Source organism: Nonomuraea sp. 3-1Str (genome assembly GCF_031570565.1).
In the GTDB taxonomy this organism is placed as follows: domain Bacteria; phylum Actinomycetota; class Actinomycetes; order Streptosporangiales; family Streptosporangiaceae; genus Nonomuraea.
The window spans coordinates 266,489-288,255 of sequence record NZ_JALHBK010000003.1 but is presented as its reverse complement, the minus strand read 5'-3'; the positions used below and the strand labels follow the sequence as shown (position 1 = coordinate 288,255).

23 protein-coding genes are annotated in these 21,767 nt (G+C 72.8%); 12 read left to right on the top strand and 11 right to left on the bottom strand.

Annotated features, from left to right (window positions below):
- Positions 1 to 137: 137 nt before the first annotated feature.
- Positions 138 to 1,781 carry a DUF6350 family protein gene (locus MTP10_RS07975; RefSeq protein ID WP_310708386.1) on the top strand — a complete coding sequence of 548 codons (1,644 nt, stop codon included), beginning with the start codon at positions 138 to 140 and terminating at the stop codon, positions 1,779 to 1,781.
- A 37-nt stretch (positions 1,782 to 1,818) separates the two neighbouring features.
- Here MTP10_RS07975 and MTP10_RS07970 read toward each other — a convergent pair whose 3' ends face one another.
- Positions 1,819 to 2,238: a hypothetical protein gene (locus MTP10_RS07970; RefSeq protein WP_310708385.1), complete on the bottom strand. Its 420-nt coding sequence runs from the start codon at positions 2,236 to 2,238 to the stop codon at positions 1,819 to 1,821.
- A 76-nt stretch (positions 2,239 to 2,314) separates the two neighbouring features.
- Between MTP10_RS07970 and purN the strand changes: the two genes are divergently transcribed.
- The 3 genes from purN to MTP10_RS07955 all read left to right on the top strand — a co-directional run bounded on the left by purN (position 2,315) and on the right by MTP10_RS07955 (position 4,750).
- The gene (gene purN, locus MTP10_RS07965) at positions 2,315 to 2,944 is read left to right on the top strand and encodes a phosphoribosylglycinamide formyltransferase (protein ID WP_310708384.1); all 630 of its coding nucleotides are present in this window, start codon (positions 2,315 to 2,317) and stop codon (positions 2,942 to 2,944) included.
- A complete protein-coding gene (gene purH, locus MTP10_RS07960) occupies positions 2,941 to 4,485 on the top strand; it encodes a bifunctional phosphoribosylaminoimidazolecarboxamide formyltransferase/IMP cyclohydrolase (RefSeq protein ID WP_310708383.1) in 1,545 nt (514 codons plus the stop codon). Before purN ends, purH begins: the two co-directional genes overlap by 4 nt.
- An 82-nt stretch (positions 4,486 to 4,567) precedes the next feature.
- The gene (locus MTP10_RS07955) at positions 4,568 to 4,750 is read left to right on the top strand and encodes a hypothetical protein (protein ID WP_310708382.1); all 183 of its coding nucleotides are present in this window, start codon (positions 4,568 to 4,570) and stop codon (positions 4,748 to 4,750) included.
- 33 nt (positions 4,751 to 4,783) lie between these two features.
- Here MTP10_RS07955 and MTP10_RS07950 read toward each other — a convergent pair whose 3' ends face one another.
- Positions 4,784 to 5,698 (bottom strand): ROK family protein, encoded by a 915-nt coding sequence (locus MTP10_RS07950; protein WP_310708381.1) that lies wholly within the window; start codon positions 5,696 to 5,698, stop codon positions 4,784 to 4,786.
- 279 nt (positions 5,699 to 5,977) lie between these two features.
- Between MTP10_RS07950 and MTP10_RS07945 the strand changes: the two genes are divergently transcribed.
- On the top strand, positions 5,978 to 6,835 hold the full coding sequence (locus tag MTP10_RS07945) for a bifunctional methylenetetrahydrofolate dehydrogenase/methenyltetrahydrofolate cyclohydrolase (RefSeq protein WP_310708380.1): 858 nt from the start codon (positions 5,978 to 5,980) through the stop codon (positions 6,833 to 6,835).
- 27 nt (positions 6,836 to 6,862) lie between these two features.
- On the opposite strand, the gene MTP10_RS07940 is transcribed toward MTP10_RS07945, so the two are convergent.
- Complete coding sequence (locus MTP10_RS07940; RefSeq protein ID WP_310708379.1) at positions 6,863 to 7,606, bottom strand: SDR family oxidoreductase; 744 nt, start codon at positions 7,604 to 7,606, stop codon at positions 6,863 to 6,865.
- 118 nt (positions 7,607 to 7,724) lie between these two features.
- On the opposite strand from MTP10_RS07940, the gene MTP10_RS07935 reads away from it, so the two are divergent.
- A complete protein-coding gene (locus tag MTP10_RS07935; protein WP_310708378.1) occupies positions 7,725 to 8,645 on the top strand; it encodes an RNA polymerase sigma-70 factor in 921 nt (306 codons plus the stop codon).
- 305 nt (positions 8,646 to 8,950) lie between these two features.
- Entirely contained in the window at positions 8,951 to 9,145 is a 195-nt protein-coding gene (locus MTP10_RS07930) for a hypothetical protein (RefSeq protein ID WP_310708377.1), read from the top strand.
- Here MTP10_RS07930 and MTP10_RS07925 read toward each other — a convergent pair.
- Positions 9,140 to 9,766 (bottom strand): NAD(P)H-binding protein, encoded by a 627-nt coding sequence (locus MTP10_RS07925; RefSeq protein ID WP_310708376.1) that lies wholly within the window; start codon positions 9,764 to 9,766, stop codon positions 9,140 to 9,142. The two genes, MTP10_RS07930 and MTP10_RS07925, sit on opposite strands and share 6 nt — an antisense overlap.
- Positions 9,767 to 9,876: 110 nt before the next feature.
- Between MTP10_RS07925 and MTP10_RS07920 the strand changes: the two genes are divergently transcribed.
- Positions 9,877 to 10,287 (top strand): helix-turn-helix domain-containing protein, encoded by a 411-nt coding sequence (locus MTP10_RS07920; RefSeq protein WP_310708375.1) that lies wholly within the window; start codon positions 9,877 to 9,879, stop codon positions 10,285 to 10,287.
- Between the two features lie 107 nt (positions 10,288 to 10,394).
- Entirely contained in the window at positions 10,395 to 10,715 is a 321-nt protein-coding gene (locus MTP10_RS07915) for a hypothetical protein (protein ID WP_310708374.1), read from the top strand.
- A 98-nt stretch (positions 10,716 to 10,813) separates the two neighbouring features.
- Here MTP10_RS07915 and MTP10_RS07910 read toward each other — a convergent pair whose 3' ends face one another.
- The 3 genes from MTP10_RS07910 to MTP10_RS07900 all read right to left on the bottom strand — a co-directional run bounded on the left by MTP10_RS07910 (position 10,814) and on the right by MTP10_RS07900 (position 13,905).
- Complete coding sequence (locus MTP10_RS07910) at positions 10,814 to 12,499, bottom strand: alpha/beta fold hydrolase (protein WP_310708373.1); 1,686 nt, start codon at positions 12,497 to 12,499, stop codon at positions 10,814 to 10,816.
- Positions 12,500 to 12,569: 70 nt separating this feature from the next.
- Positions 12,570 to 13,127: a TetR/AcrR family transcriptional regulator gene (locus tag MTP10_RS07905; protein WP_310708372.1), complete on the bottom strand. Its 558-nt coding sequence runs from the start codon at positions 13,125 to 13,127 to the stop codon at positions 12,570 to 12,572.
- A 37-nt stretch (positions 13,128 to 13,164) separates the two neighbouring features.
- Positions 13,165 to 13,905 carry a helix-turn-helix transcriptional regulator gene (locus tag MTP10_RS07900; protein WP_310708371.1) on the bottom strand — a complete coding sequence of 247 codons (741 nt, stop codon included), beginning with the start codon at positions 13,903 to 13,905 and terminating at the stop codon, positions 13,165 to 13,167.
- A 54-nt stretch (positions 13,906 to 13,959) separates the two neighbouring features.
- On the opposite strand from MTP10_RS07900, the gene MTP10_RS07895 reads away from it, so the two are divergent.
- On the top strand, positions 13,960 to 15,120 hold the full coding sequence (locus MTP10_RS07895) for an MFS transporter (RefSeq protein WP_310708370.1): 1,161 nt from the start codon (positions 13,960 to 13,962) through the stop codon (positions 15,118 to 15,120).
- Here the strand turns inward: MTP10_RS07895 and MTP10_RS07890 are convergent.
- The 4 genes from MTP10_RS07890 to MTP10_RS07875 all read right to left on the bottom strand — a co-directional run bounded on the left by MTP10_RS07890 (position 15,110) and on the right by MTP10_RS07875 (position 20,046).
- Positions 15,110 to 16,153, bottom strand: coding sequence for a zinc-dependent alcohol dehydrogenase family protein (locus tag MTP10_RS07890; protein WP_310708369.1), 1,044 nt, complete (start codon positions 16,151 to 16,153; stop codon positions 15,110 to 15,112). The two genes, MTP10_RS07895 and MTP10_RS07890, sit on opposite strands and share 11 nt — an antisense overlap.
- 93 nt (positions 16,154 to 16,246) lie before the next feature.
- A complete protein-coding gene (locus MTP10_RS07885) occupies positions 16,247 to 17,476 on the bottom strand; it encodes an MFS transporter (protein ID WP_310708368.1) in 1,230 nt (409 codons plus the stop codon).
- 56 nt (positions 17,477 to 17,532) lie between these two features.
- On the bottom strand, positions 17,533 to 19,155 hold the full coding sequence (locus MTP10_RS07880; protein ID WP_310708367.1) for a thiamine pyrophosphate-dependent enzyme: 1,623 nt from the start codon (positions 19,153 to 19,155) through the stop codon (positions 17,533 to 17,535).
- Positions 19,156 to 19,266: 111 nt separating this feature from the next.
- The gene (locus MTP10_RS07875) at positions 19,267 to 20,046 is read right to left on the bottom strand and encodes a MerR family transcriptional regulator (RefSeq protein ID WP_310708549.1); all 780 of its coding nucleotides are present in this window, start codon (positions 20,044 to 20,046) and stop codon (positions 19,267 to 19,269) included.
- A 167-nt stretch (positions 20,047 to 20,213) separates the two neighbouring features.
- Here MTP10_RS07875 and MTP10_RS07870 point away from each other — a divergent pair, with 167 nt between their 5' ends.
- Positions 20,214 to 20,561, top strand: coding sequence for a DoxX family protein (locus MTP10_RS07870; RefSeq protein WP_310708366.1), 348 nt, complete (start codon positions 20,214 to 20,216; stop codon positions 20,559 to 20,561).
- Between the two features lie 182 nt (positions 20,562 to 20,743).
- A complete protein-coding gene (locus MTP10_RS07865) occupies positions 20,744 to 21,403 on the top strand; it encodes a Pr6Pr family membrane protein (RefSeq protein ID WP_310708365.1) in 660 nt (219 codons plus the stop codon).
- Positions 21,404 to 21,767: the final 364 nt, after the last annotated feature.

Here is a 21,767-nt window from a genome sequence, read left to right as displayed (position 1 = left end):
TCCGGCCGTGCGGGGCCTTCCGCGTTCACCCGGATGCCCCGGGTACGGCCGGAAAGCCCGGCAGAGCCGGATAAAGCTGGCCGCCTGCGGCGCGTCAACCAAGCGCCGGTCGCGAAAGCTTGAGAAAATCGCCTACTGTGACGGCGCTTCTCGACCAGCTGCGGACGGCCCCCCGTTCGGTCCTCGGCAAGATTCCCGGGGTCTCGGACGACGACGAGTCCCGGCGTCCGCTGCCCGTCTCCGGGATGCTCGCCGCGGCCGCCACCCTCGGCGTCGGCCTGGCGGCGCTCACCACGCTCACCCTGGTCGGCTGGATCGCCGCGCCCAGCGGCGCGCTCGGCTCCGGCCTGCCGGGGGTGTTCCGCACGGCCGCCCAGATCTGGCTGGCCGCCCACCACGCCGGCTTCGCGATGCCCGGCGGCCGGGTCGGGCTGCTGCCGCTCGGCCTGGTGGTGCTGCCCGCGATCCTGCTCTACCGCGCCGCCCGCTGGATGGCCCGCGACGCCGACCTGCGGCTGCGGCTCCCGGCCCGGCTGCCGAAGAACAGCCCGCGCGAGAAGGCCAACGCCCGGCGGCGGGCGCAGCTCGTGCTGGTGGCCCAGGCCGGGGTCTCGCTGGCGGCGCCGTACGCGCTGCTGGCGGGCCTGATCGCGCTCGTCGCCCGCAACGACGTCACCCAGCCCTTCATCGGTGAGGCGCTGCTGAGCCACTTCACGCTGGCGTTCCTGGCCGGCTCGGTGGCGACGGCGCGCACCATCGGGCCGTGGCGGGCGATGCTGAGGCTGCTGCCGGAGCGGGTGCGGGCGCTGACCGTCGGCACGGCGGTGGCCACGGCGGTGCTGCTGGTGGCGGGGTTCGCGCTGGTGCTCGTGGCGGTGGTGCTCAACTTCGGCCAGGTGCGCGAGCTGACGAACGTGCTCTCGCCTGGGTTCGTGGGCGGGCTGCTGCTCCTGCTGGTCCAGCTCCTGTACCTGCTGAACGTGGTCATCTGGGCGCTGTCGTACATCGCCGGGCCGGGCTTCGCCATCGGCACCGGCACGCTGGTCGCGCCCACGGGTGTGCAGCTCGGCACGGTGCCGAGCCTGCCGCTGCTGGGCGCCCTGCCCGACAGCGGCACCGTGCCGGCCTGGATGATGGCCGTCGTCGCGCTGCCGTTCGCGGCCGGGGCGCTGGCGGGCGTGGTGGTCGCGCGCATCTCGCCCTCGCCGTCGTACGAGGCCGCCCCGCTGTGGGGCTTCCTGACCGGCGTCACGACCGGCCTGGTGTCGGCGCTGCTCGCGACCCTGTCCGGCGGCCCGATCGGCGGCGGCCGGCTGGCGGCCGTCGGCCCGTCGCCGTGGGAGGTGGCCCTGTCGGTCGCGCTGGAGGTGGGCGTGGCCGCGGGCATCTCGGCCGGGATCACCAACATCCTGCTGCTCAACCGGCGGGCCCGCGCGCCGCTCGACAAGGCGGCGGAGCCCGTGCGCAAGGCCGGGGCCGCGATCGCCCGCGCGGCGAGCAGGGTGGGGCTGGCCGAGTCCGACGCCAAGCCGCTGCCCGGCCACTGGCTCGACGCCACCGAGGCCGACACCCAGCCCATCCCGGTCATCCGCGACGACTGGACGGACGAGCACGCCTCGGCCGAGGCGGAGACCAGGGCCCAGGCGCGCCCTCACACGGGGACGGGGCAGGGGCGCTTGCGGCGTACGGACATCGTGGACGTGTCGGACGACCGCGGCGGTCACGTCATCTACGTCGACCCGTACGCCTGGGACCGCGACGACCGCGACGCCCGGGAGTAGCGCGCCGCGGCGACCGCGTCGGGACGACGGCGGATCGTCAGGGCTGGACGGCGCCCAGGACGTCCAGCACGTCCGCCGGCAGCTTGCGCTGCGCCGCGTCCCTGAACTGGGTGAAGCACTCGCCCTGCGAGGAGACGGTGCCAGCCCCCTTCATGCACTCCTGGTACGCGGAGTACTCGTCCATCAGGTAGAGCTGCATCGCCGTCGCCATGGCCGACAGCGCGAGCGCGACCGCGGACACGATGATGCCGCCCACCGCGGTGCCCGTGGGCCGGCCCGCCTCCTTCAGGCGGGGCAGGGCCCGGATGCCGGCCATGAGCGCGAACGCGGCCATCACCAGCCCGGCGAGCGGCAGCATGAACGTCATGGCGAGCGCTGCGATGGACAACCAGATCGCGCGGCGGCCCGCGGAATCCGCGGGCTGCTGACCCGCCGGCGCCTGCACCGGTGTCGACACCTGACCTCCTCTGCGTGCCCGGGCGAGGAGCGGATACGCTGGCAGCCCCACCCCGGTTTTCTCTCTTGGAGTGCGCGTGTCAAAGGCTGGGCGGCTCGTCGTCCTCGTCTCCGGCTCTGGAACCAACCTACAGGCCCTTCTGGACGCTTCCGCCGACCCGGCGTACGGCGCGGAGATCGTCGCCGTCGGCGCCGACCGCGACGGCATCGAGGGCCTCGCCCGCGCGGCCCGAGCCGGCGTGCCGACCTTCGTGGAGAGACTGGGCGACCACCCGACGCGGGAGGCGTGGGACGAGGCGGTCGCCGCCCGGATCTCCTCCTACGAGCCGGACCTGGTGGTGTCGGCCGGCTTCATGAAGATCCTCGGCGCGCCGACGCTCGGCGCCCATCCGGTGCTCAACACCCATCCCGCGCTGCTGCCGTCGTTCCCCGGGGCCCACGGTGTGCGCGACGCGCTGGCCCACGGGGTGAAGGTGACGGGGTGCACGGTGATGCTGGCCGACGCGGGCGTCGACTCGGGGCCGATCATCGCGCAGGAGGCGGTGCCGGTGCTGCCCGACGACGACGAGGCGGTGCTGCACGAGCGCATCAAGGTCGTCGAGCGCCGCCTGCTCGTGGAGATCGTCGGCCGCCTGGTCCGTGAGGGCTGGACGGTCAGCGGACGCACTGTCCGCATCGGGAACGCAACAGGAGAGGAATCCAAGTGACTCGCATCGCCATCCGGCGCGCGCTGATCGCGGTGTACGACAAGTCGGGCCTGGAGGAGCTGGCCAGGGCGCTCGACGGCGCGGGCGTGGAGATCGTGTCGACGGGCGGCACCGCCGCCGCGATCGCGTCGTACGGCGTGCCCGTGACGAAGGTCGAGCAGCTCACCGGGTTCCCCGAGTGCCTCGACGGCCGGGTCAAGACGCTCCACCCGCGCGTCCACGCCGGGCTGCTGGCCGACCTCACCAAGCCGCACCACGTGGCCCAGCTGGACGAGCTGGAGATCGACCCGTTCCAGCTCGTGGTGGTCAACCTCTACCCGTTCGAGCAGACGGTCGCCTCCGGGGCGAGCGACGCCGAGTGCGTGGAGCAGATCGACATCGGCGGCCCGGCGATGATCCGCGGTGCCGCCAAGAACCACAGCACGTGCGCGGTCGTGGTCGACCCGTCCTCCTACGGCGGCGTGGTCGACGCGCTCGCCCAGGGCGGCTTCACGCTGGAGGAGCGCAGGCGGATGGCGGGCATCGCCTACGCCCACACCGCCTCCTACGACGTGGCCGTGGCCAACTGGTTCTCCGCCGGCGCCGCCGAGCGCGACGAGGCCTGGCCCGAGTTCGCCGGTGAGACGTGGACGCTGAAGCACCCGCTGCGCTACGGCGAGAACCCGCACCAGCGCGCGGCCCTCTACACCGAGGGCGGGGGCGGCCTGGCCAACGCCGAGCAGCTGCACGGCAAGGAGATGTCCTACAACAACTACCTCGACGCCGACGCGGCCTGGCGGGCGGCGTGGGACTTCGCCGAGCCCGCGGTCGCGATCATCAAGCACCAGAACCCGTGCGGCATCGCGGTCGGGGCCGACGTGGCCGAGGCGCACCGCAAGGCCCACGCCTGCGACCCGGTGTCGGCGTACGGGGGCGTGATCGCGGTCAACGGCGAGGTCACCGCCGAGCTGGCGGGCCAGATCGCGGAGGTGTTCACCGAGGTCGTCGTCGCGCCCGCGTTCGCCGAGGAGGCGATCGCGGTGCTGACGCGCAAGAAGAACATCCGCCTGCTGCTCTGCCCGCAGGGGCCGTCGCGGCCGGCCGAGTCGCGTCAGATCGACGGCGGCCTGCTGGTCCAGCTCGTGGACAAGGTGGACGCGCCGGGCGACGCGCCGGAGAGCTGGGAGCTGAAGACGGGTACGCCCGCCTCGCCCGAGGTGCTGGCCGACCTGGCCTTCGCCTGGCGGGCCTGCCGCTCGGTCAAGTCCAACGCCATCCTGCTGGCCTCCGGCGGGGCCACCGTGGGCGTCGGCATGGGGCAGGTCAACCGGGTCGACTCCTGCCGCCTCGCCGTGGGCCGCGCGGGCGAGCGGGCCGCCGGCGCGGTCGGGGCCTCCGACGCCTACTTCCCGTTCGCTGACGGGCTGGAGGTGCTGATCGAGGCCGGTGTCAAGGCCGTCGTGGAGCCCGGCGGATCCATCCGCGACCAGGAGGTCATCGACGCGGCGGAGAAGGCGGGCATCACGCTCTACTTCACCGGAACGCGCCACTTCTTCCACTGAACCGCGTCAGAAGGGCCCCGAGCATCAAACGAGTGCGGCTACCCTGTGGTCGCCGCCTCAAACCTCGCCTGGGAGTGCCCCTATGGCCCTGCTCGACTCGATCCTGTACGCCTTCGTGACGCTGAACGGCATGTCCACGAGCCCCTTCGTGCTCATCGCCCTCGCGTTCGTGGGCGCCTACCTCGGCGCCCGCGTCGTTGAGATCATCCCGTTCACCCGCAGGATCATCGAGCGGCGCAACGCCGCGGCGGGCGAGGCCGAGTAGCCGCTCGGCCGCGCCCCGGCACCTCCGCCGCGGTCAGCCGGCTTCGGCGGAGTGGTCCCACGCGAGCTTGGCCGCGCCCGCGAGCGCGGCCCGCACGCCCAGCGTGGTCGGCTGCACCTCCACGGCCCTGACGAACGCCAGCCCGGCCACCTCGTCGAGAGCCCGCGCCAGCGGCTCGAACAGCACCGGGCCGGCTCCCGACACGCCGCCGCCGATGACCACCCTGGTCACCTCGGTGGCGGCGGCCGTGGAGGCGATCATGCCGGCCAGCGCCCGCGCGCCCCGTTCGAACGCGGCCACCGCGACCGGCTCGCCCTTCGCGGCGTCCGCGGCGAGCGTCCGCGCGTCGGCCGGCTCGCCCTCCGGGACCTTCCAGCCGTTGGCCAGCGCCCAGCGGGCCAGGTTCGGGCCGCTGGCGTACCGCTCGACGCAGCCGCGTCCGCCGCACTCGCACAGCTCGCCGTACGGGTCGATCGTCATGTGACCGACGTGCCCGGCGTTGCCGGTGGGGCCGAGCAGCGGCACGCCGTCGATCACCAGGCCGCCGCCGATGCCGGTGGACACCACGATGCCCAGCAGCGCTGAGCTGCCACGTCCGGAGCCGAGCCAGTGTTCGCCCAGAGCGAAGCACTGGGCGTCGCCCGCGAGCACGGTGGGCGCCCCGGTGAGCCGTCGCACCTCGTCACGCAGCGGGAAGCCGCGCCAGCTCGGCATGTTCACCGGGCTGACGGTGCCGGCCGCCAGGTCGAGCGGGCCGGCGCAGCCGATGCCGACCGCGAGCGGCGCCGGTCCGTCGCCGGCGACCTCGCCGATCAGCGCGGTCAGGGCGGCCATGACGTCCGTACGCGGCGTCGGGCGCGTCGCGGAGCGGGCGGCGGAGCCGTCCCGGTCCACGAGGGCGGCGGCGAGCTTGGTGCCGCCGATGTCGATCGCGAGTACGTGGCCCATCAGTGCTTGTGGTGGTTGTCGGGCCGGCGGGGGTCGCCAGGGTGTTCGAGACCGGGCACGAGTCGGATCCTTTCGGCGCGCTGCTGGTCGAGCCACCGGGCGAACGCCCGGCGCCGCGCCGCCTCGGCGGCGTGGAGTTCTGTTCGGTACGGGAATCGACGAGGGGGCGCGAGGCTGGCGACGTCACACTATGCCGTCCGCCCCGGCGATGACAACGATGTCAACGGGGTCGAGGGCGGGGTGCTCGGGCCTCGGCCGGACGTGGAAGGATGGGCTGACATGAGCGCAGTGAAACTCGACGGCAAGGCCACCGCCGCCCGCATCAAGGCCGACCTCACGACGCGGGTGGCCGCGCTCAAGGAGCGAGGTGTCACACCGGGCCTCGGCACCGTCCTCGTCGGCGACGACCCGGGCAGCCAGATCTACGTGGCGGGCAAGCACCGCGACTGCGCCGAGGTGGGCATCGCCTCCATCCGCGTCGACCTGCCCGACACCGCCACGCAGGCCGACGTCGAGGCCGCCATCGACGAGCTCAACGCCTCGCCCGCCTGCACCGGCTACATCGTCCAGCTCCCGCTGCCCAGGCACCTGGACACGATGGCGCTGCTGGAGCGCATGGACCCGGCCAAGGACGCCGACGGCCTCCACCCGGTCAACCTCGGCCGCCTCGTTCACATGGTCGAGGCCCCGCTGCCCTGCACGCCCCACGGCATCGTGCTGCTCCTCCAGGAGTACGGCGTGCCGATCAAGGGCGCCGAGGTGGCCGTGGTCGGGCGCGGCATCACCGTGGGCCGCTCGCTCGGCCTCCTGCTCACCCGCCGCAGCGAGAACGCCACGGTGACCCTCTGCCACACCGGCACCCAGAACCTGGCCGGCCACGTCCGCCGGGCCGACATCGTGGTCGCGGCGGCGGGCGTGCCCGACCTCATCACCGCCGACATGGTCAAGCCGGGCGCGGCGGTCCTCGACGTGGGCGTCTCCCGCGTGGACGGCAAGATCGCGGGGGACGTGGCGGCGGACGTGGAGGAGGTGGCGGGCTTCCTGACCCCCAACCCGGGCGGAGTCGGCCCCATGACCCGCGCCCTGCTCCTGTCCAACGTGGTCGAGGCCGCCGAGAAGGCCCTTGCCGGGATGTGACGTTCCGGCGCGGTCAGGCCCCGGCGGTCACCAGGCGACAGGGCCGAGGCGGTCGATGAAGGTCCCGGTCGGTCCGTCGGGGGCGATCATCGCGAGTCTCACGATCGAGTCGGTGCCCTCGGTGACCGTCAGCTCGCCGGTGTGACGGTTCATGTCCGTGGCGGCGAACTTGCGGTTGGCGACCTCTCCGGGGGTGGCGACGTTGAACTTGATGTCCGGGAGCGCCTGGGCGTACCGGACGGTGATCATGTTCAGCGCCGCCTTCGACGAGCTGTAGGCGAGCTCGTGCATCTTCGAGACGGGCTGCTCCGGATCGGTCACGACCGCGAAGGAGCCGCCACCGCTGGACACCATCACCACCCGCGGATGGTCCGCCGCCTGCAACAGGGGGAGGAACGCGTGCGTGACCCTGATCGGTCCGTACACGTTGGTGTCGTAGACGGAATGGATCTCCTCGGCCGTCGCGTCCGCGGGCGCGACGACGTGTCCCGGCGCGCCGGCGTTGTTGATCAGCACGTCCAGCCGGTCGGTGTGCTCCCGGACGAGCCGTACGGCGTCGGCCACCGACTCGTCCGAGGTCACGTCCAGCGGGACCAGGACCACGTTCGCGCCGCCGGCGGTCAGCTTGTCGGCGGCGGCCCGTCCGCGGCCTTCGTCGCGCGAGCCGAGAAAGATCGTCCAGCCTTCTTCGCCGAGCCGGCGGGCCGCCTCGAAGCCGAGTCCCTTGTTGCCTCCGGTGATCAGCACCGAGGTGTGTTGCGAGTTCGTCATGCCCTCTGAGACGACGTAGCCCGCTCGGTTGTGACATGGGACGGGCGCGGGCTGGTGACCGGCTCGGCCGGGGGCTGCGCTAGCCTTCCTGGCGTCGGGGCTTCGAGGACGGGCTGGGATGACGCGAGAGCAGGAATTCGAGGAGCTGCGGCCGCTGCTGTTCTCGATCTCCTACCGGATCCTGGGCAGCGTGACCGAGGCCGAGGACGCCGTCCAGGAGACCTGGCTGCGCTACGCGAAGACCTCGACGCAACCGCGTTCCGTCAAGGCGTTCCTCTCGACGACAGTCACCAGGATCTCGATCGACGTGCTGGGCTCGGCCCGGGTTCGCCGGGAGGAGTACGTCGGGCCGTGGTTGCCCGAACCGCTGCTCGCCGACCCCTACCAGGACCCGGAACGCTCCGTGGAGCTGGCCGACTCGGTGTCGATGGCGGCACTCCTGCTGCTGGAGCGCCTGAGCCCGCTCGAACGCGCCGTGTTCGTGCTCCGGGAGGTGTTCGGGTTCGAGTTCGCGGAGGTCGCCTCGGCGGTGGATCGCTCCGAGGCGGCATGCCGCCAGCTCGTGTCACGGGCACGCCGCCACATGCAGGACGGCCGGACCCGGTTCGAGGCCGACCGGAGGAAGCGCGCGGAACTCGCCGGCCGATTCTTCGACGCGTTCAGGGAAGGGGACGTCGCCGGGCTGCGCGCGCTCCTCGCCGCCGACGCTCAGCTGGTCAATGACGGCGGCGGCAAGGTCGGGGGGAGGATCCCCGTCCACGGCGTCGACAAGATCGCTCGGGCGCTGGCCGCCACCGCGCCGCCGTTCATCCGGATCGGCGCCGCGCTGGAGATGCACGAGGTGAACGGTCAGCCCGGCGCGATCCTTCGCGACCGCGACGGCAGGGTCATCAACACCTGGGTGCTCGACATCCTCGACGGACGCATCCAGACCATCCGCTCGGTGATCAACCCGGACAAGCTCGGGCACCTGGGCCCCGTCGCAGACCTCCACGCGATCATCCGCGAGAAGAACGAAACTCGCCGGCGAGCGACCTGACCCGCGCGACCTGACCCGCGCGACCTGACCCGCGCGACCTGACCCGCGCGACGACCGCCTTCGCCGGTTGACCTCGACCGCGGCTGAGGTTGCAGGCTTGGCGCCATGGACAGTTTCGAGATCGGCGTCATCCTCCCCGGCGTCGCCGTGCAGCAGAGCGGGACCTGGCCGCGGAGCACGGCCGGCCGGCCCCCGTCATCGCGATCGGCGGGGTCGCCGCCCTGGGAGCCGGACCGGGCGTCCCGTCCCGGACGGAGATCGCGACCGGCATCAGCGGCGCCTACGGCCGCCCGCTGGAGGAGGTCATGCCGATCCCGCTCACCGGGCGGCCGGACGAGGCCGCCGAGAAGCTGAACGCCTGTCGGGAGGCCGGGGCGAGGCATGCGGTCATCGGGATATCGGGCGGTGACTGGCGTGCACAGGTCGACCTGCTGGCGGAGGTACGTGGCCTGCTGCGCCGCCAGGGAACCGCGTCCAAGGGTGTCGCCATGCCGTCATGACACGGCCAGGTGGATGCGGTGGTGTCGTGGGGTCTCGGCCTCGTCGAGCAGGACGAGGGCGAAGTCCGCATAGGAGATGTGCGCCGTCGGGTCGACGTGTTCGCGGATCTCGTAACGGCCGGTGCGCTCCCCCTCATGGTCGAAGTCGCCGGCCGGGCTGACATACACCCAGTCCAGCGTGCCTCCCTGGGTGCGAAGAGCCGCGAGACCGTCGGCGTGCGCCAGGCAGAAGGGCCGGTACTCGGCGGGGAAACCGGGCTGGTCCAGCAGGCGGGTCCCGTCGGGGCCGGGCAGGAGCGGCGCGAGCCCGGCCGCGACGAGCCTGTCCACCCCGGCCTGTCCCAGGCCCTTGATGAGGGCGTGTGCGGCGTTGGTGAAGAAGTCATCCGGCCCGACTTCCGCCGCCGTGTTGATCGCGGCGTCGTGTCCGGCCGCGAGGGCGGCGACGTCCGCCACGTCGGTGACGTCCCCGGCGGCGACCCGTACGCCGTCGTCCGCCAAGCCGCCGTAGCGGGACGGGTCGCGGACCACCGCGGTGACCTGGTGTCCACGCCGGCGCGCTTCAGCGACGGCCTGCCGGCCGGCCCGGCCACCAGCTCCGAAAATCACGAACCTGCTCATCGTCGGAATACCTCCTGTTGACTCGATGCTCCCGAAAGGTAGCCGCGAGAGCGGTTACCTCCTGGATACCGAGACCGATCACCGGTCCCAGCCGACAGGCAGGAGAGAGCATGACGCACCGCGAGCCGCTGCCTCCGGACATGTTCGACGAACTGTGTCCGTCCTCAATGGTGCCGTTCCGCTTCGGCGACAAGTGGGCGGCTCTGGTCATGCGCTGCCTGGAAGACGGCCCCCGCCGGTTCTCCGAGCTGCGGGTGCCGCTGCACCGCGTCACCCCGAAGGTGCTCACACAGTCGCTACGTGGCCTGGAGCGAGGGGGACTCGTCTCACGCACGGTGCGCGCCGATCCCAGACCGGCGGTGGAGTACGCGCTGACGCCGCTGGGCCGCAGCATGTTGGAGCCGCTGTATGCCGCGTGCGCGTGGGCGGCGGAGCACTGGGACGAGCTGCTTGACGCACAGGAGCGGTACACGGCCCGCTCGCCGGCCGGCTCACCGCGGGCGGCCATCACCGGATCTTGATGCACAAGTCTTGGCGAATTGGTCGCCGAAAACCGGACAGGGTCCACACACGCGGGGGGAATCACGGAGAGGAACGCGATCACGTTCACGCAGATCAAGGGGGCATAGTGCTTCAGGTAGAGAACATCGCCTGTGTCAACAACGCCGGTTTCGTCATGTACTTCAATGTGGAGTTCCTCGACCCGAACACCGGCCAGTTCGCCGAGAGCCCGCCCGACACCGGCAACTACCCCATCAACCAGACCCGGACGATCTCGCTCGACTCGACCCAGGTCCCGGTGGGCGCATCGGTGAGGCCGCGGGTCCACGCTGACGGGGGCGAGAACGAGTCCGGCGACACGCTCGTCCAGTACGCCCAGAACGGCCAGACCGCGACCTTCGAGGTTCAGGGCACCACGCTGGACTACACCGTCAAGCTCATCAGCTGACAGCGCGGCCCGCTCAACGGGGACCTCTGGGAACGGAACGATCGGCCTGATCTCCCGGAGGTCCCCGTGGCTTCCACCTGCCGGGCCGCCGACCGGAGTCATCCGCCGATCGGGCCGTGTACCGCGCTGAGATGGCGGGCGACCTGGGCCGGATGGGTGAGCTGCGGGTAGTGACCGGCGCCGCTGATCTCGTGCGCCGGGAAGCCGGCGCCCACGGCCGGCGGGTCGGCCGAGCCCACGATGATCTCGACGGGGATCCGCACCCGGGCCAGCAGGGCCCGTGACCGCTCGCGGCCGGCGAAGTCCTCGCGCAGGGCCGCGACCACCCGGCGGGCCACCCCGGGACGGTGCAGGTCCGCCGCCGCGCTCGCCACCTCGGGCCCCTCCGGGACGCCCAGCGCGCGGGCCAGGTGCTCGGCGGAGATCCGGCGCATCGTCGGCACGGCCAGGATCGAGCGGGTGAGACGGGGGCCGGGCGCCTGCAGGAACGCCGGGGAGACGAGGACGAGCCTGCCGACGCGGTCGGGGTGTTCGTCGGCGAAGCGGAGCGCGGGCCCGCAGGCCATCGAGTGGGCGACCAGCGTGGGGCGGGTCCGTACCGGGCGCAGCAGGTCCGCCAGCCAGGCGTCCAGCGGCCGGTCGGTGGGGGCCGAGCGGCCCATGCCGGGCAGGTCGGGGGCCAGTACGGGGCCGTCGAGGTGGGCGACGAGCGGTGCCCAGAGGTCGGCGTTCATCGGCAGCCCGTGGAGCAGGACGTGGGCCGGATGGTGGAGCTCTCCCACCACCCAGGTACGGCTGCCCGCCACGTCGCGGTAGCCGTACGGGCGTAGCCAGGGCGACGCGGCGCCGAAGCGGGAGGCGACCAGGTCGTCGGCCCACGCGCGCAGGGCGTCGGCGGCCGGAGGCATCTCCAGGCCGGCGGACGCGGCCAGGGCGCGGGCGGAGGCGGTCGGGTACCGGTCGGCCGACAGGAACGACAGCGTCTCGGGGTCGGCGCCGGTGAGCTTGGGCGGCAGGCGCCGCAGCAGGCCGACCGGGACGGTACGGCGCGGCGCGGGCACGCCCACGTGGCCGGCGATCGTGCTGATCAGCTCCGGCAGGAGGGGGGTGGCGTCGTCGAGCACCCAGTGGTGCTCACCGGCGGGAAATGCGGGGATCTCCGCCAGGAACCGCGTGAAGTAGTCGATCGTGACGATCGGCACGAAGACGTCACGTCCGCCGGGGAGTGCGGGGAGCCTGCCGTTCCACAGGTCCTTGACCAGGGCGGCGAGCCCGATGTACTGGCCCGGCCCGATGACGGTGCTGGGGTTGGAGATGGTCAGCGGGACGTCCAGCTCGCGGGCGCGGGCGCGCACCGCGAGATCGCCCTCGACCTTCGACGCCTCGTAGGCGCCCAGCCCGGCGTAGTCCGGCCGGCCGCCGGGCGCGCTCACCCGGTACCCGCTGACGTGCACGACCCTGCGCAGCGCGGGCAGCCCGGCGGCCCAGTCGAGCACGTTGACCGCTCCGGTCACGTTGGTCGCCCGCGCCTCCTCCACGCCGAGGCCGAAGGCGTACCGCGCGGCGGTGTTGTAGACGTCGCGCGCCTCGGGCAGGCCGTCGAGCGGTCGGGTGATGTCGGCGGTGACGACGGTGAGGCGGCCGGTGCCGACGCCTCGGGAGGTCAGCCAGGAGGTGAGGGTGTCGGCTCGCACGGCTGCCGCCACCCGCTGCCCACGGCCGAGCAGCTCGGCGACGAGGTGACGCCCGACGAAGCCGGTGGCGCCGAAGACGATCGCGTCCATGAGACTCCAAAAATAGATCGGTCTACATATTTTGCGGGCCGAAAAAGGCCCGCCGGTGCGGCGGGCCGGGTCAGCGGAGCAGGGCGGTGATCTGGCGGGCGACCCGGCTCAGCGGCTCCCTGCTGCGGTGGGTCCTGGCCAGCAGCAGCGCTCCCTCGATCATGGCCAGGACCGTGACGGCGAGGTCGTCGGCGTCCGGGTGACCGGCCAGCCGGGAGCGCAGGGCCGACTCCCAGGAGGCGTAGACGTCCGAGCAGGCCTCCTGGAGCGGGTCGCTGGTGGCCGCCATCTCCAGTGCCACGGTGGCCACCGGACACCCCTTGCGCCAGCCCGACTCCTCCAGCCGGTCGCCCAGATGCCGCAGCACGTCGCGGACGAACTCGGCCGGTGACGAGCTGGAGCCGGCCAGCTCCTCCAGGGCGGCGCCGATCGTCTCCCCGGCCCGCCGTACGGACTCGCCGACGAGCTGGTCCTTGCCGTCGGGGAAGTGGAAGTAGAGCGAGCCCCTGGGCGCGCCGCTGACCGCGATCACCTGGTTGAGCCCCGCGCCGAAGTATCCTCCCATCTCGACCAGCTCCTGCGTCGCGTCCAGCAGCCGGTCCCGCGTCTCGGCGCCCTTCTGTCCCATGCGCACAAACTAGACCGGTCTACATATTCTCGCAAGGTCAGGGCCGGTGCGCGCCCGGGGTGTGGCCGAAGACGCGGCGGAACACGTCGATGAACGCGCTGGCCGAGGACCAGCCGCACTGGTGCGCCACCGCCGTCACCGGCGTGTTCTCGGCCAGCAGGACCAGGGCGTGGTGGAGGCGGAGCTGCGTGCGCCACTGGGGGAAGCTCATCCCCAGGTCCGCCTTGAACAGCCGCGACAGGGTACGGTCGCTCGCGCCCACCTGCCGGCCCAGGACGGCCAGCGTCCGGTTGTCGGCCGGGTCGGCGCGCAGGAGGTCGCACAGGGCCCGTAGCCGTGGGGTGGTGGGGTTCGGCAGGTGTACGGGCTGCTGCGGCGAGGCCCGGAGCTGGTCGAGCAGGACGGCCCGCAGCCGCCCGCGTTCGGGGCTGTCGTCGTGCGGGGCCCGGGTGTAGGCGAGGATCAGCTCGCGCAGCAGAGGGGCGACGCTCAGCACCGTCGGCCCGTCCAGGCCGAGCGGGTTGTCGGTGGCGGGCAGGCCGACGAAGTGGAGTTCGAGCTCGCCGTGGGCCTGGTGGGCGTGGACGGTCCCGGCCGGCACCCAGATGGCGCGGGTGGCCGGGGCGACCCACGAGCCCGCGCCGGTGGTGATGGCCAGGACCCCCCGGGCGGCGTAGACGATCTGGTGGTCGTCATGGCGGTGGGCGTCGATGGCCGCTCCGGACGCCAGCCACTGCGCGCGGGTCGGCGCCGTCGGCTGGTGGCGGATTCTCGTCATCGATTGGCAGGTTATCGGAAGCACGACAGGGAGCCCGGCCGGAAGCATGGGCATGTGCCAAGGAACAGAGCGATCATCCTGCTGTCGGTCGGGCATGCCTGCGTGGACGTCTACCAGGGCGCCGTGGCGGCGCTCGTGCCCTTCTTCGTCGCCGAGCGCGCCTACACCTACGCCGCCGCCTCGGGCGTCGTGCTCGCCGCGTCGCTGCTGTCCTCGGTGGCGCAGCCGCTGTTCGGGGCGTTCACCGACCGGTGGGCGATGCCCTGGCTGCTGCCCGTGAGCACGGTGCTCGGCGGCCTGGGGATCGGCCTGAGCGGGCTCAGCGGCTCGTACGCGCTGACGCTGGCGTTCGTGGCCGTGTCGGGGATCGGGGTCGCCGCGTACCATCCCGAGTCGGCCCGCGTCGCCCGGCTCGCCGGCGAGGGCAGCCACAGCGCGATGGGCTGGTTCTCGCTCGGCGGCAACATCGGGTTCGCCGTCGCGCCCGTCATGGTCGCCGCGGTCGTCGCCACCGGCGGCCTGCGGCTCACACCGCTGCTCGTGCTGCCCGCGCTCGCCGGCAGCGTGCTGTGCCTGCCCGTCCTGCGCGCCCTGGAGCGGACGTCACGCGCCCGCTCCGGCGCCGCGGTCCCGGTGGGGGCCGACGACAGGGCGTCGTTCGTGAAGCTGGCGCTGGCCGTGGTGTGCCGGTCCGTGGTGTTCGTCGGGCTCAGCACGTTCATCTCGTTCTACGCCCAGCAGCGCACCGGCGGCGGTACGGCGGCGGGCACGGCGGCGCTGTTCGTCCTCTACCTCGGCGGCGCGGCGGGCACCGTGCTCGGCGGAAGGCTGGCCGAGCGCCGGGACCGGGTGACGGTCGTGCGGGGCGCGTACCTGGTGACCGTCGCGGCGGTGGCGGGCACCGTGTTCGTCCCCGGCCCGGCGATCTACGTGTTCGTGGCGCTGACCTCCGCCGCACTCTACGTCCCGTTCTCGCTCCAGGTCACCCTCGGCCAGGACTACCTGCCCACGCGCGTCGGCACCGCCAGCGGGATCACCCTCGGGCTGACCGTCAGCGTCGGCGGCCTGGCCGGCCCGGTCATCGGGGCCGTCGCCGACGCCACCTCCCTGCGCACCGCCCTGGCCCCGCTGGTCGTGCTGCCCTTCCTGAGCTGGCTGTTGTTCCGGACGCTCCCCGAGCCGGCCACGCCGACGCGGGGCGAGGTCAGAGCGTGACCAGGGTCTTGGTGGCGGTCCGCTGGTCCATCGCCCGGTACCCGTCGGGCACGTGGTCGAGGTCGACGGTCAGGTCGAACACGGGTGACGGGTCCACGTCGCCGTACAGCACGTCGGGCAGCAGCTCGGAGATGTACGGCCGGACGGGGCACACGCCGCCGCCCACGGCGAGGTTGCGGGTGAACATGACCTCCATGTCCAGGCCGTTGCCGCTGCCGTGCGGGACGCCGACGTAGCCGATGGCGCCACCGGGACGGGCGACGTGGACGGCGGTGCGCATGGACTGCTCGGTGCCGACCGCCTCGATCACCGCGTGCGCGCCCTCGCCCCCGGTCAGCTCCAGGACGGCCTCCACCGCCGCGTCGCCGCGTTCCGCGACGACGTCCGTCGCGCCGAACACGCGGGCCAGGTCGGTGCGGGAGGTGTGGCGGCCGAGGATGACGATCCGGTCGGCGCCCAGCCGCTTCGCGGCCAGCACGGCGCACAGCCCCACGGCGCCGTCGCCGACCACGGCGGCGGTGACGCCCGGCCGGACCTTCGCCGCGAGCGTCGCGTGGTGGCCGGTGCACAGCACGTCGGCCAGCGTGAGCAGCGCGGTCAGCAGCCGCTGGTCGGACGCCGCCTCGGCGGGCAGCCTGACCAGGGTCGCGTCGGCGAACGGAACCCGAACGGCCTCGCCCTGGCCGCCGTCCGACCCGGGCACGCTCCAGAAGCCGCCGTTCACGCAGGAGCTCGTCAACCCCTCGGCGCAGAAGTCGCAGACGCCGTCGCACCAGTTGAACGGCGCCACGACCAGGTCACCGGGGTGGATGCCGGACACCTCGGAGCCGGCGTCCTCCACCATCCCCAGGAACTCGTGCCCGATGCGCCCGCCGGGCTGCCGCTCGGCCTCGCCGCGGTACGGCCACAGGTCGCTGCCGCAGATGCAGGCCAGCACGACGCGCACCACGGCGTCACCGGGCTGCTGGATAACAGGGTCGGGGACGTCCTCGATGCGGACGTCGCGGGGCGCGTGCAGAACGGTCGCGCGCATGGCCACTCCTGTCGCCGTTGGCCTTCCCTTCCTGTGTATCAAACGACGACATCCCCGCTGACCTGCGGGGTCGCTGATCGTCCGGAATCCGGGTCAGGGACGCGACAGGCGGGGGCGGGCCGCGTACACGCCGGCCACGGTCTGGACCAGGCAGGCCGCCAGGCCGGCGAGCAGCGGCACCGTCCAGCCGCCCGACTCCTGCCGCAGCAGCCCGATCAGCAGCGGCCCCAGGGCGGCCAGCACGTAGCCGCACGACTGCGCCACCGCCGACAACGCCGTCACCGACGCGGGGTCGGGGGCGCGCAGGGCGATGATGAGCAGCGCGAGCGCGATCGACGCGCCCTGCCCGAGCCCCAGCACGATCATCCACAGCCACGGCACGGTGGTCGGCGCGACCAGCAGGGCGACGTACCCGGCGATCGTGAGCACCGACGCCACCACCACGTGCGGCACCTGCGACGCGCGGCGCCCCGCGTGGACGGGCACCGCGAGGGTGGCGCCGACCTGGGCCAGGTTGGTCAGGCCGAGCAGGTATCCGGCGCGGTCGGCGGGCACGCCGGACTCCTGGAAGATCGTGGGCAGCCACGCCAGCACGATGTAGAACGTCAGCGACTGGAACCCCATGAAGGCCGTCACCCACCACGTCACGCTGCTCCTGAGCACCGCGGCGAACGGTCTGGCCCGCACCGCCGTCCCCGTCCCTGCCCCCGTCCCCGCGCCGGCGCCGCCGGGGGAGTCCGGGCCGGGGGCGTCCGCGGCCCGGCGCCCGGGCAGGGCCTGGGGGAGCCAGAGCAGCGCGGCGGCCAGCGCCGGCACCGCCGCCAGCGCCGACACGCCGCGCCAGCCGTACCCGGTGAGATGCTCCAGCGGCACCATGAGCGCCGACGCGGCGGCGGCGCCGACGACGAGGCCGGAGACGTAGACGGACGTGTACGGCCCGATCTGGTCGGGGAAGTGCTGCTTGACCACGCCGGGCATGGCGACGTTCATGACGGCGATGGCCGTACCGGCCAGAGCGGCGCCCAGGTAGAGGGCGGGCGCGCCGCCCGACGCGCGGATCAGCACACCGCAGGCCAGCAGCAGCAGCCCCGCGAGCAGCGTCCGGTCGAGTCCCATCCGCCGGGCCAGGAACGGGGTCAACCAGCCGAACAGCCCCAGACACAGCACCATGACCGTGGTGATGGCGCCTCCTCCCGCGGGGGCCAGGCCGACGTCCGTCATGATCTCGTCGAGGAGCGGGGAAACGCCGGCGAGCGCCGGCCGGAGGTTGAGTGCGGCCAGCACGAAGCCGCTGACCAGCAGTGCGGATCTCGCCGACGACATCTGGCAAGGGTACGACGGGTCCCGGAGAGGGCGTCACGGGCCCTGTCCGGGAACGCTCATGGCTGGAAGTCGAGGTCCACGGCCACGGCCACGTCGAGCAGCAGTGGCTCCTCGCGGCCGGCCAGCGTGGGCATGACCTCGTCGAGCGCGGCGGTCAGCTCCGCGTACGTCTCCACCCGCCGGGACGGGCAGCCCAGCGACCTGGCCAGGCCGCCCACGTCCACCTCGTCGAAGGCGGGCCACGGGGCCTTGTCGCCGTGCCGTTCCGCGAGCCGGTCGAGGATGGCGTACCGGGCGTTGGCCAGCACCAGGAACAGCGCGCCGGCCCGGTAGTGCGCGGCGCTCCACAGCGCGTGCAGGCCGTACAGGGCGGAGCCGTCGCCGGTGACCGCCACCACGGGCCGGCCGGGCAGGGCCATGCGCAGCCCCACGGCGGCCGGCAGCGCGAATCCCAGACCGCCCATCGCGGCCGACACGAACCCCAGAGGGTTGCGGGCCGGCACGAGCCGGTGCAGGTCCGACCGGGACGACGGGGTCTCCTCGACGAGCACGGCGTCGGCCGGCAGCCGGTCGGCGAGCTCCCGGAGCACGCGCGCGGCCCGCAACGGCCGCCCCTCCGCGGGCACCGGCGGCACCACGGCCGCCGGGGAGGCGACGTCCCCGGCCGGCCGCGCGGGCAGGAGGGCCGCCAGGTGGGCGCAGGTCTCGGCCGGGTCCGCGAGGCAGGCCAGATCGGCAGGGCTCCGGTGGGCCTCCGACGGGTCGTCGGTGACCAGCGCCACCACCGTGCCCGGCTCGACCAGCGGCCCCGGCGTGTACGGGTACTGCCGGAACACCGGCGCGCCCACGGCGAGCACCACGTCGTGCCCCGACAACGCGGCCCGCAGCCGGGGCCGGTCGGCGGGCAGCACGCCCGCGAACAGCGGATGGTCCTGCGGGAAGCCGGGCCGCGCGCCGAACGGCTCCTGCCACACCGGGCACCCGAGCCGCTCGGCGAGCGCGACCAGCGGCTCCCACGCCCGGCACGCGCCCGCCCCCGCCACGATCACGGGGGCCCGCGCCCCGCCCAGCAGCTCGGCCAGCGGCGCCGGCGCCCCACCCGAGGTCGCGTGCGCGGGGGTGCGCAGCAGGCGGCCCGGCGCGGCGAGGACCTCGTCCTCGTACGGCTCGTCCCAGTCGTCCATCGGCACCACCACCAGCGCCGGCCCCCGGACCGTGCCCGCCTCGTGGCCCGCCCGGGCCCCGGCCCCCGGCACGTCCTGCGCCCGGACCGGCTGGTCCACGCGCCCCGGGTAGTCGCCCGCCAGCCCCGCCAGCCGCCCCGCGAGGAACGGCTCCAGCGCCAGGTGCCGCCGGTCCTGCTGGCCGACGAGGACGACCAGCGGGACCCGGTTGACCCGGGCGGTCGCGATGGCCCCCACCGCGTTGCCGAGGCCGGCCGTGGTGTGCAGCACGGCGAGCGCCGGCGCGTCGTGCCCGATCGCCCATCCGGTGGCCATGCCGACCACGGAGCCCTCGTGCAGCGCCAGCACGAACCTCAGGTCGTCGGGCAGCCCGCCCAGGAACGTGACCTCGGTGGACCCCGGGTTGCCGAACACCGTGGTCAGCCCGGTCCGTCTCAGCACGTCGAACGTCGCCTCCCGGACGGTCGCCGCCCCACCCGCTCCCTGCTGCCTCATCGGGCCCCCTCGCTCGCCGGCTTCGCCCGTAGACATGCCCACGCGGCTCACCGAACCGAACCAGCGAACACGTCCGGAGTTGGTCCCGTACGGCGGGGAGCAGAGCGCTGGTCATGAGTGGTCGGCCTTCGCGCGGTCGGCGTTGGCGATAATGGCGTCGTGGACGTAGCGGGACAGGCCGGGGGCCACGTCGTCGAAGTTGAGGCCGATCCGCTCGTTCGCGAGGTAGGACGCGGCCAGAGCGCGGTGGGTGTCGTAGTCACAGTCATGGAACCGGCGCTCCATGTGCAGCCGGTGCTCCTCGGCCAGGTCCATCGAGGTCGCGCTGTCGGCGGGGATGCCGGTACGCATGGCCTCAAGCAGGCGCTGATGGATTCCGGACTGCTCGGCACGGATCTCCCGCCAGTCCTCGGCCGAGTACCGTGACGTGCGTCGATGTCGCTGCCGCCACAGTGGAGAGTCGCCCCATCGCTGCTCGGCGGGTTCGGCGTTGTCCTCCAGGCGTGTACTGCCGAACACTTCCAGCCGCTCCTCGGGGGTGAGGGCGATGCCCATCCTCCGCGCGGCCAACTCCTTGTCGATCACGGCGACCATGGTCTGATGCCGCTCGATCCGCTCGGTCAGCAACCGGCGTTGCTCGTGCAACCGGTCGGCGTCGCTGAGCGTCGGGTCGGCGAGGATGGCGCCGATGGTGTCCAGGTCGAAGTCCAGCTCTCGATAGAACAGGATGCGTTGCAGCTTGCGGACATCGCCGGCGGAGTAGAGCCGATAGCCCGCGCCATTGCGCTCCTGAGGCTCCAGGAGGCCGATCTCGTCGTAGTGATGCAGGGTACGGATCGACACTCCGGCCAGGTCGGCCACGACACCGACGGTGTATTCCTTGTCGTTCATGTCCGCCACTGTGCGCCCTCACGCCGCGTGGGGGTCAAGCCGCGTGTTCTCGCGCCGGATGTGAGCAGCGGTGTCGGGAAGCCGCCCATCGTGAACGCATCGCGGATCTAACAACCGGGGCTCGCAGGATTGGTCTCACAAGAAAGCACCAGCCAGGGAGAGTCCCCATGTCCACCACCGCCACCGTCGTCACCGTCCTGGCCGCCCTCTGGGTGGGTTTCTCTGCCTTCTCCCTCCTTCGCCGCGCCGAGTGGGTGGTGAAGCCGCTGACGGAGTACGGCGTCCCCCAGTCCTGGTGGACCTGGCTCGGCGCAGCCAAGGCCGCAGGTTCCGCGGGCCTGCTGGTCGGCCTGTTCGTCCCGGTCGTCGGCGTCCTGGCCGGGATCGGCCTGGTGCTGTATTTCGCCGGAGCCGTCGTCACCGTGCTCCGGGCGCGCTCGTACTCGACCGTCGCCTACCCCCTGCTGTACATGGTCCCGGTGATCGCCGCCCTGGTGCTGGGATACAACGCCTGACGGCAACGCGGATCGCAGTCCCACGGCTGTGATCAACAGGCTGCGGCCCGCGATCGAGGACAGGTTGTGTCAAGCCGGCATCGAGGTACCCGAGTGAACCCGTGCGGGAGGTGCTCGACCGCATCGAGAGGATTCCCGCCCGGCAGGCCCGCGATCCTCACGCCTGTGCCAAGGTGATCTTCATGGTCTTGGCGACGATGTTCCGCTTGGTACTGATCGCGGCCGGGGTGACCGGCATGGTCTACACGTGGATGGCCCTGGCCGGCCCGCTGCACCCGCTCGTGCTCTTCACCGTTCAGAGCAATCTGATGCTCGCGGGCTATTGCGCCTGGCGGGTGGTGAGCAGGCGGCGGCCTTCCCTCGAGGTCAAGGGGGCGGTGACGCTCTACATCGTGATAACCGGGCTGATCTGGCATTTCCTGCGTATGCGCGGGGCCAACCCCTTCGAGCGCCTGTCCCACTCAGGTCTCGGCCTCGGCAACTTTCTCCTCCACTACGTGACACCGATCATGGCCGTGGTCGACTGGCTGCTCTTCGACCGGACCGCCGCCCGGCCGAGATGGGCGGCCGCTCCCGTGTGGCTGGCCTATCCGGTGGCGTACCTGGCCTTCGCCCTGGTCCGGGGCGCCCTGTTACCCCCGGGCGCATGGAAGAGATACCCCTATCCGTTCCTGGACGTGGACACGTACGGTTACGGCGGAGTCTCGATCATGGCGGTGGGGCTGGCCGTCTGCTTCGTCCTGCTCGGCTACGGGCTCATCGCCCTGCACCGCCTCGCCAACCGTCCCAACCGCGCGGCCGCCGAATCAGGCCGGATGAGACCTGGCATGTCGGAGGAGTAGCGCTGTCGCGGTGATGGATGTCGCGTGTCTCATCCCTTGGTGGCTCGTGGCCAAGGGCGCATGGGATCGCCCATCGTGTTCAGACGAACGCAAGGCGCGCCAGAAGTCTTGTTCATAGCATCAGTCGATCTGCTTGCCGCGGAGGGTCCTCTGCTGGGGGAGCCCTATCTGGCGGTGACTCGTCGGCATCAGCCGGTTGGGGCTGTGGTGAGCATTCGCCGGCTCGATGAGCTGGAGCCGGCGGCGGCTGATCTGCGTGATCTGACGCTCGTGCTGGCGCGAGCCGCCAGCGACACGGGGAAAGCGGGTGTCGCTCGATGAAGTCCTCGCTGCCTTCGGACACACGCGCGAGTCCCTGGCCGCT